The organism is Rahnella perminowiae, assembly GCF_019049755.1.
GTDB classification, from domain to species: Bacteria; Pseudomonadota; Gammaproteobacteria; order Enterobacterales; family Enterobacteriaceae; genus Rahnella; species Rahnella perminowiae.
Map to the genome: position 1 here is coordinate 18,523 of NZ_JAFMOS010000609.1, position 9,836 is coordinate 28,358.

General features: G+C 56.0%; 2 protein-coding genes. Both read left to right on the forward strand.

Going from position 1 to position 9,836, the window contains the following annotated elements; genetic code table 11:
* The first annotated feature begins 3 nt into the window (after positions 1–3).
* Complete coding sequence (locus J1785_RS19720) at positions 4–549, forward strand: toxin-activating lysine-acyltransferase (protein WP_217220285.1); 546 nt, start codon at positions 4–6, stop codon at positions 547–549.
* A complete protein-coding gene (locus J1785_RS19725; RefSeq protein WP_217220286.1) occupies positions 546–9,671 on the forward strand; it encodes a hemagglutinin repeat-containing protein in 9,126 nt (3,041 codons plus the stop codon). Before J1785_RS19720 ends, J1785_RS19725 begins: the two co-directional genes overlap by 4 nt.
* Positions 9,672–9,836: the final 165 nt, after the last annotated feature.

Genomic DNA, 9,836 nt, shown 5'->3' on the forward strand with positions numbered 1-9,836 from the left:
GGGATGCAAACAGGGCCTTATGACGTTCATTCACCCATGATCATTGGTGGGGAGATGAGTGAAGCTGAAGTTTTCGGTGCTGCCGTCTGGTTATGGATGCACTCGGCTCAGCATCGCGACTTGCCTCTGCATGCGCTGCCGACGGTGCTTCTGCCCATCATTAAAAGGCAGCAATATGCCTTAGTCAGCCGCGACGCGAAGCCGCTGTTTTTCTTAAGCTGGATGTGGCTGGACGACATCGCCGAGCAGCGCTACCTGACACAACCGGCGATCAGCGTGCAGGATCGTGACTGGGCCAGCGGCGAACGTATGTGGATCCGTGACTGGATCGCGCCTTTTGGCGACACGGTGGCCATGCGTCGCCTGGTCTGCAGTACCCTTTTTCCCGAACGCTGCTTCCGGGCGCTCTATCATCGTGGTGCTGAAAAAGGCCAGCGGGTCATCAATTTCAAAGGCGACCGTGTCAGTCATCAACAGGCCAGAGCCTGGCGTGATGCACATCCACTGTCTGTGCCTGTTATCGAAATGCCAGTAAGGACGCTGTCATGAATAAGAATCTCTATCGTATTGTTTTCAACAAAGCACGCGGCCTGTTAATGGTCGTGGCGGATATTGCCGGTTCAGGCCGGGCAGGCGCGTCGTCGTCCTCATCCGGGACCGGTCATACCCTCAGCCAATTGATTGGTAAATTTCATGGCGTGTGTTTTGCCTTACTGCTGGCGCTGGGTGCGGTCCAGCCGGTTCAGGCGGGGATCGTCGCCGATGGCAGTGCGCCGGGCGGCCAGCAGCCGACCATTATTAACAGCGCCAACGGTACCCCTCAGGTCAATATCCAGACCCCCAGCGCGGCCGGGGTGTCACGCAACGTCTACAGCCAGTTCGATGTGGATAAAAAAGGCGTGGTGCTCAATAACTCCCACGCCAACGCCCAAACGCAAATTGCGGGAATGGTTAACGGCAACCCGTGGCTGGCAAAGGGCGAAGCGAAGGTCATTCTCAATGAAGTGAATGCACGCGACCCCAGCCAACTGAACGGCTTTATTGAAGTCGCCGGGCGAAAGGCGCAGGTGGTGATTGCCAACCCCTCGGGCATTACCTGTAACGGCTGCGGCTTTATTAACGCGAACCGCGCCACGCTGACCACCGGTCAGGTGCAGATGAGTAATGGTCAGTTGACGGGATACAACGTTGACCGGGGCGAAATTGTTATTCAGGGCAACGGGCTGGATAGCAGCCAGCAGGACAGCACCGATCTGATTTCACGCGCCGTTAAAGTGAACGCCGGTATCTGGGCGAAGGAACTGAACGTGACGACCGGGCGTAATCAGGTCGATGCTACGCACCAGCGCATTGATAAAAAAGCGGATGACGGCAGTGTCCGCCCACAGCTTGCCGTTGACGTTTCTCAGCTTGGTGGTATGTATGCCAACAAAATTCGCCTGATGGGTACTGAATCCGGCGTCGGTGTGCATAACGCCGGGGCGCTGGGCGCGTCGGCCGGTGATGTGGTGGTCAATGCCGACGGCACGCTGACCAACAGCGGCGCCATTAATGCGTCGCAAAATATCCAGTTGGCCGCATCGGCGACGGTGGATAACAAGGGCAAAGTTTATGCGGCAGGTAATACGGATATCACAAGCCCGGCAAGCCTCAGTAACACCGGCCTTATTGCCGCAGGCGCAGACACCCGCATTTCGGCAGGCAATATTAACAGCGGCGCGCAGAGCGTGCTCGCGGCCGGTGTTGCCAGCGACGGCAAGCTGGCATCGTCCGGGAATTTAACGCTGACCAGCCGTGGTGAATTAAAGGCCAGCGGGCAGAATATGGCCGCTGGCCAGCTGAACGCCGGTGCCACGTCCGTTGATCTCAGCGGCAGCCAGACCTATGGCGACACGATTACGTTGCAGGCCAGCACCGGTGATATCAGCACAGCGAATGGCAATCTTTCCGCCACGCATCAGCTGACAGCCAGCACAGAAAGAATGCTCAATAACGACGGTGGCAAGATCGCCGCCGATCAGCTTAACCTGACAGCGAACCGCCTTTCGAACCAGAAAGGCACGGTGCAGCAGCTGGGGCAACAGGACCTGCAGCTCTCTCATGACGGGGGGATTAACAACCGTGAAGGCACACTCGCCAGTAACAGCAAAAATCTGACCTTAACCAGCGCCACGCTGGACAACCAGCAGGGAACAATTTTGCATGCCGGAGACGGCCAGCTTACGGTTAACACCGGCCAGATGGACGGCGCACAGGGCACGTTGGTCAGCAACGGTGCATTAGACCTGAACGGTTCGGCCCTGAACCTTGATAATGCGGTGACGCAGGCAGCAGGAATTACGCTGAATGCTGATACGGTTTCACACCACTCAGGTCAGATGACGCAAAGCGGCAGCGGGCCGATGAATCTGAACGTCACCGGCCTGTTCGATAACCTGGATGGTGCTGTCACTTCAAAAGGCCCATTGTCCCTTAGCGCCGCGCAGTTGAATAACCAACAAGGGCGGCTGATTGCAGCTGATCAAAATAACCTGCAACTGACGCTCGGCGGCGCACTCAACAACCGCGCTGGCATTATCGCTGCCGGTGGGAATTTAACCTCACTGAGCGGCGCGGTGGATAATAGCGGCGGCCTGATCCAGTCAGGGGCTGAGTTAAATCTCAATAGCCGGAGCGCAGCCGTACTTAATGCTGACAGCGGTTCTCAGGGCGGCATCATCAGCGCAGGCAGCATGCAACTTGCGACGGGTGATATCGATAACCACAACGGGCAAATTGCGGCGCAATCACTGACGGCCACCGCCGGCAATGTGAATAATCAGGCGGGAAAATGGCTGGCCGATAAGGCTCTTTCCCTGAGCAGCGGCACGCTCAACAATCAGGGCGGCCTGGTGCAATCCGGCGAAACATTAACGCTGAATACCCACGGCCAGCGCATCGATAACACCTCATTGGGGCAAATTATTGCCACGGGGATGTTGTCGGCAGACAGCGGCGAATTCGACAATCAAAGTGGCAAAGTTGTGGGCGGCGGCGATACCTCGCTGCAAACGTCTTTGCTCAATAATAATGGCGGTCAGATCTCCGCACTGGGCGATCTTTCACTGACCAACCGCGGCCTGCAAAACAACGATGGCGGGCTTATCCAGAGCGCTAAAAATCTGCTGATGGATACGCAGGGAGCAACCCTGAGTAACAACCGCAGCGGCAGCACGGGCGGCATCACCAGCCAGGGCAATCTGACCGTAAAAGCCGGTGCGCTGGACAATCAGCAAGGCGCGATGATTGGCAACGGGCAAATGACCCTCAGTGCGGAGAATGTAAATAATCAGCAGGGGCAGATTGTGGCGCTGGGCGATATCGTTGCCATGAGCTACGCGCTGGACAATCAATGGGGCACATTACAGTCCGGGCAAAAATTACAGTGGAATACGCAGGGTTTTGCGCTGACCAATCTGGGAGGCACGCTGAGCGCGCAGGACGCACTGACCCTCGACACTGCCAGCCTGAATAACCAGCAGGGATTGCTGGCATCCGGCGGTGCAATGTCACTCACCACTGCCGCTTTCGATAACAGCCAGCAGGGGCACATCGCCAGCAAAGGTGCGCTGAATCTTACGGCGGGCGACATTAATAATCGTCAGGGACAAATCCAGTCACTGGGGGATATGGTTCTCAGCGCGGCGCAATCGGTGATTGATAACGGTGCAGGCCTCATCCATGGTGCAGCCAATGTCACCCTCAACGCAGTACAAGTGCTCAATCAAAATACCCGCGCCGCAGGGCTGGGGATCCAGGGCAACACGCTGACTCTCAATGGCACCGATCTGGACAACAGTAACGGGCAAATGCTGGCCGATGACGGCCTGAACCTGAACCTCGGCGGCGTACTCAATAACAGCACCGGCCTGCTCAGTTCGCAAAACAATCTGGACGCACAGGCTCAGCAAATTATTAACAGCGCCGGGGATATTGAGGCGGGCAAACTTATCCGCCTGTCCGGCGACGCAATGACCGGAGACGGTAAACTCTTATCGCTGGGCGACCTGACGCTCAATCTGGCGCAGGACTTCCTCAACACCGGCAGCCTCCAGGCCAATAACAATCTGAGTCTGACGACACAAGGCAATCTGACCAACCAGTCATTGATCCAGGCTGGCAGCGCCCTCACCTTGTCGGCAAATAACATATTCAATGGCACGGCGGCAGAAATCAACGCAGGCACCACGCAGGTGAATGCGGCGCAGACGGTCACCAACTACGGGCTTATTGACGGTTTTTACACCCGCATCAACGGACAGACCGTCAGTAATATCGGCAGCGGGCGCATCTACGGTGACGCGCTGGCCATTAGCGCGGGCACGCTGAACAACCTGGCGGAGAATGGGCAGGCAGCGACTATTGCGGCACGGCAGCGGCTGGATATCGGCGCGGCTACCATCAATAACCGCGATCATGCACTGATCTACAGCGACGGTCTGATGGCCGTCGGCGGCGCGCTCAATGGTGACTGGCAGGCCACCGGTCAGGCCACGACGCTGAACAACCACAGCGCGACCCTCGAATCTGCGGGGGATATGGCGCTGAACATTGCCAGCATCAACAATATCAATGACCACTTCTCACTGGAGAATGTACTGGTTTCTCAGGAAGACATTTCTGAGTATGAGGTCTCTCGTCTGAAAAATGGCGTGCGCTATAACGACAAAGATTACACCATCTACATCTATCAGGATGAGGTTAATATTCTTTGTATTGAAGGCGTTATCTGTCACACCACCGACGGTGACCGCTTCACCCACTACGCCTACACCCGTACCATCACGGAAGACCGGGTCAAAGAAACAGACCCGGCGAAGATTATTGCGGGTGGCAACCTCAGCATCAATGCCAATGATGTTCTCAACGACAAGAGCCAGATTGTGGCCGGTGGCGCACTGGCACTTCAGGGAACCACCGTCAATAACGTGGAGGTCGAAGCCAACCGGCAGACCAACGATGTCGGCAAAGCCGTTTTCTATTCCCGTCATCAAAGCAAAGGTGGCGATTCTTCAAACGTTGATACCAGAGATTACGTCCCGCCGACGGTGATCCAGGCCATCACCCTTAAACCCAGCACGGTGCAGGAATATACTCAGGGGCAAGGCAGTGGGTTGAGCATTGCGGATCACCAGAACGGTGATATTAACGGCAATATTCAAAGTGCAGACAGTCTGAACATTATGCCGAATGCCGGGCCGAACGCGGGTAGCCTGCAGTCCGTGCCATCGGGTGCTATTACCCTGCCCGCCGGTAAAACATTTGAAGTGAAAACCGGGAGTTCGGAAAGCGTTGTTCGCGCCATCGGGCCAAACACCCGCCTGCCGGATAACAGCCTGTTCCGGACGCATCCGGAAAGTACCAGCCCTTACCTGGTCGAAACCGATCCGCGCTTTACTGACCAGAAAAAATGGCTGGGCTCCGATTACATGATGGATGCCTTTACCCGCAATACTGACAATGTGCTTAAACGCCTGGGCGACGGGTATTACGAGCAGCGACTTATCCGAGAACAGGTCATTGCCCTGACGGGACAGCGCTATCTTAAGGGTGCGCAAAATGATGAGGAACAGTACAAAGCGTTGATGAATGAGGGCATCGCCTTTGGTCAAAAATATAACCTGACGTTGGGCGTAGCGCTGACCGCCGAACAGATGAGCCATATGACCGGCGACATGGTCTGGATGGTCGCGCAAACCGTCCGGCTTGCCGATGGCAGCACGCAACAGGTGCTGGTACCGCAGGTGTACGCCATGGTTCATGCAGGTGATGTGGATGGCAGCGGCGCACTGCTGGCCGGTAAAAATGTCAGTCTGAACCTGAGTGGCGATCTGACTAACAGCGGCCGGATCACCGGACAGCAAAACACCCAAATCCTGGCCGACAATATCAATAATCTGGGTGGGCTTATCCAGGGGAATGATGTCGCCGTGCAGGCGCGCACGGACATCAACAATGTGGGCGGCATGCTCTCGGGCAACGAGAGTCTGTCCGTTCTTGCCGGTCGCGACATTAACGCCCTCACCACCACGCGCAGCGCAGAGAGTGCCGGTGGCGACTTTGCCCGCAACACCATTGACCGCGTGGCCGGTTTCTACGTTCAGCAACCGGATGGCACCCTCGCCTTGCAGGCCGGTCGCGATGTCAACCTGACGGGTGCGCAGGTTATCAATAGTGGCGATGGAGGCATGACATCCGTTGTAGCAGGCCGTGACCTCAATCTGAACACGGTGACCACCGGCAGCACGGATAACCTCAACTGGGGAGATAACTGGCTGCATCAGTCAAGCAGCCAGATGGTTGGCAGTGAGGTGATTGGCGCGGGTGATGTACAAATGGTCGCCGGAAATAATGTGAATGTGACGGCAGGTAATATCTCCGCCGGCCAGCAGCTCAACGTGGCCGCAGGCAATGACATCAGCATTCAGCACGGCACCGATACTGAGACCTTCGATCAGCATTATAAAGCCACCGGCAGCAGCAGCCTTGGCTCGAAAACCACCACCGAAGTGCGGGACAGCTTCAATAACCAGACCGCCAGCGGCAGCCAACTGAGCGGAGACAGCGTAAACGTGAAGGCCGGGCATGACCTGAACGTCACCGGCAGCAACGTGGTCGGTACACAGGATGTCAGCCTTGCCGCAGGCAACGACCTAAACATTCAGGCAGCTACCACTGCGCAGCAAGAATCACACCTCTACAGCGAGAAAAAATCGGGTCTTTCCGGCACCGGTGGCATTGGCGTGAGCATAGGAACCCACAGCCTGAAAACTACCGACGATGGCAAAACCCTGAGCAGCAAGGGCAGCACCGTCGGCAGCACGCAGGGCAATGTTAATCTGTCGGCCGGTAATGGGCTGACCGTGAAAGGCTCAGACGTGCTGGCAGGAAAAGATCTGAACCTGACCGGTAAAGACGTGAACATTCTGGCGGCAGATAACCAGAGTTCGCAGACGCACACGGTGGAACAAAAACAGAGCGGCCTGACGCTGGCCCTGTCCGGTACGGTGGGCAGCGCGATTAATACGGCGGTGTCGAGCGCCAACGATGCCAGTACGGAAAGCAGCGGTCGTCTGGCCGCCCTGCAGGGAATGAAATCGGCGCTCAGCGGCGTACAGGCCGCGCAGGCGGCATCTCTGGCTGAAGCGGGCGGCAGTGAAGGCAGCATGATAGGTGTCAACCTCTCTTACGGCAGCCAGTCGTCCAAATCAACGCAGACCAGCACGCAGAACCAGAGCCAGGGCAGCCAGCTTACGGCGGGCAATAACCTTAACATTCACGCGACCGAAACCGACATTAACGTTCAGGGCAGCCAGCTGCAGGCAGGGAAAGATGTGGACCTGAGTGCAGCGCGGGACGTGAACCTTTCCTCCGGGTTGAACAGCGAAACGCTTGAAGGCAAAAATGAAAGCCACGGCGCGTCAGTGGGCGTGGGCATTAACTTCGGTCAGGGGGCGAATGGACTGTCGCTGAACGCCAGCGCCAATAAAGGCAAAGGCTCTGAGACCGGCAACGGCACCAGTCATAATGAAACCACCGTCAATGCCGGGAATAACCTGACCATCAGCAGCGGTCGCGACACGACGCTGACCGGCGCGCAGGTCAATGGCGAAAAAGTCACGCTGGACGTGGGGCGTAACCTGACCCTGACCAGCGAGCAGGATACCGACAACTACGACTCGAAGCAGCAGAACGCCAGCGCGGGCGGCAGTGTGAGCATGAGCGGCGGCAGCGGTTCGCTTAACCTGAGCCGGGACAAAATGCACAGCACTTACGAGAGTGTGCAGGAGCAAACGGGTATCTTTGCCGGTCAGGGCGGCTTTGATATTACCGTCGGTGAGCACACGCAGCTTAACGGTGCGGTTATCGGCTCAACGGCGGATACCAGCCTGAACAAACTCGACACCGGCACGCTAGGGTTCAGCGATATCCATAACAGCGCTGAATATGAAGTCGAACATCAAAGCGTTGGGATGAGCTCGGGTGGAAACATCGGCGGGCAGTTCGTGGGGAATATGGCCAATGGCCTGCTGGTTGGCGTTAATGGCAGCGGAAGCGATAGCTCAAAAACGAAATCAGCGGTAAGTGAAGGCACGATAACCATCCGCGATAAGGACAATCAGAAGCAAGACGTGGGTGAGCTGAGCCGCGACGTCGAGCACGCCAATCAGACCCTCTCCCCTATTTTTGATAAAGAGAAGGAGCAGCAGCGGCTGAAAGAGGCGCAGCTGATTGGAGAAATCGGGGTACAGGTCGGGGATATTGCCAGGACGCAGGGGCAGATAGCCGGGGAAAAAGCTAAAAAAGACCCGGCAGCACTTCAGGCGGCTAAAGAACAACTAGCCGGTAAAGGTAACCCGAACCCGACGGACGAACAGATAGCGAAGCAGGCTTATGACACTGCGATGTCACCTTATGGCACGGGCAGCAGCCTGCAGCAGGGAATTCAGGCCGCAACGGCGGCAATTCAGGGGCTGGCGGGTGGCAATATCGGGCAGGCTATCAGTGGCGCAGCATCACCATATCTTGCTGAACAGATCCATAAACTGACCGAGGGCAATCCAGAAGCCCAGGCTATGGCGCATGCGGTTGTCGGTGCGGTAACGTCGTATGCTGCTGGTAACAGTGGAATGGCAGGCGCTGCCGGAGCGGTAAGCGGTGAACTGATGGCGCAACTGGTGATGAATCAGTTGTATCCGGGCAAGGCAGTCAGTGAGCTGACGGAGACGGAGAAACAGACCATCAGTGCGCTGGGCACGCTGGCAGCTGGCCTTGCGGGCGGCGTGACCGGAGACGGTACGGCCGATGCTGTTGCGGGAGCGCAGGCGGGTAAGAACTCGGTGGAGAATAATGCGCTGAGCGATATAGCTCAGGCACAGTTTGAAGGCAAGACGCTGGAGCAGAAGGCCGGTGAGTACGTTGAGGCGGAAAACGAACGTTATAAGAAAGAAAACTGCAGTGGGTTGAGTGCAGAGGCCTGCTCAGTGAAAATGTATACGGAGCGTCGTGAGAGTCTTAAAGATGTCCTGCTGACCGGGGCGGATTTTGTGCCGGTGGTGGGTACTATAAAAAGTGTAGCCGAGGCACAGTCAGCACTGGATTATCTCAACGTGGCCGCTTCCCTGATACCCGGAGAGCGTGTTGCAGCAGGCGTACTGAAAGCGGCAGAGAAAGCGCTGGCTAAAGGAGATGTTGCTGAAGCTTCGAAGCTGATCAACAAAGCCAGCGATGAGATTGAAACTGTAGTGCGCCCAGGTCACAGGCAATCTGAAATCGATGTAGGCAAAGATCTTGGCGAAGGCTGGCGCGAACAGGTAACCTTCAAAGACGGCAAAGAAGTTCCTTACGGTACTAAAGGCAGCGTCCGCCCTGACTGGTGCCAGGGAAATATCTGTAGCGTTGAAGTAAAAAATTATAATATTGAGAAAAATCAAAGTGGTTTGATCAATAATGTTTCGAAGCAGGCTGTTGAACGACAGAAGAATCTGCCAGAGGGAATGCGGCAGGATATTGTGATCGACATTCGTGGTCAAAATGTTTCAGCTACGGAAAGAGTAAAAATAGTTAAAGGTATCGTCGATAAATCAAACGGTGCAATCACCCCATCCTCTATCAGGTTTAAAACAGAATGAGAAATGTTGGAATTCATGCAGCGATGACATTGGCCGAAATTGGTCCTGTGTCTGATGTGAAAGCTTTTTTTGATCTTGTTGTCTCCTTACTAGAAGACGGTGTAAGAGGGAGCAAATATCTTTTTGTATCAGATAAACTTTATAAAAGATCGTTGGCTTACAATG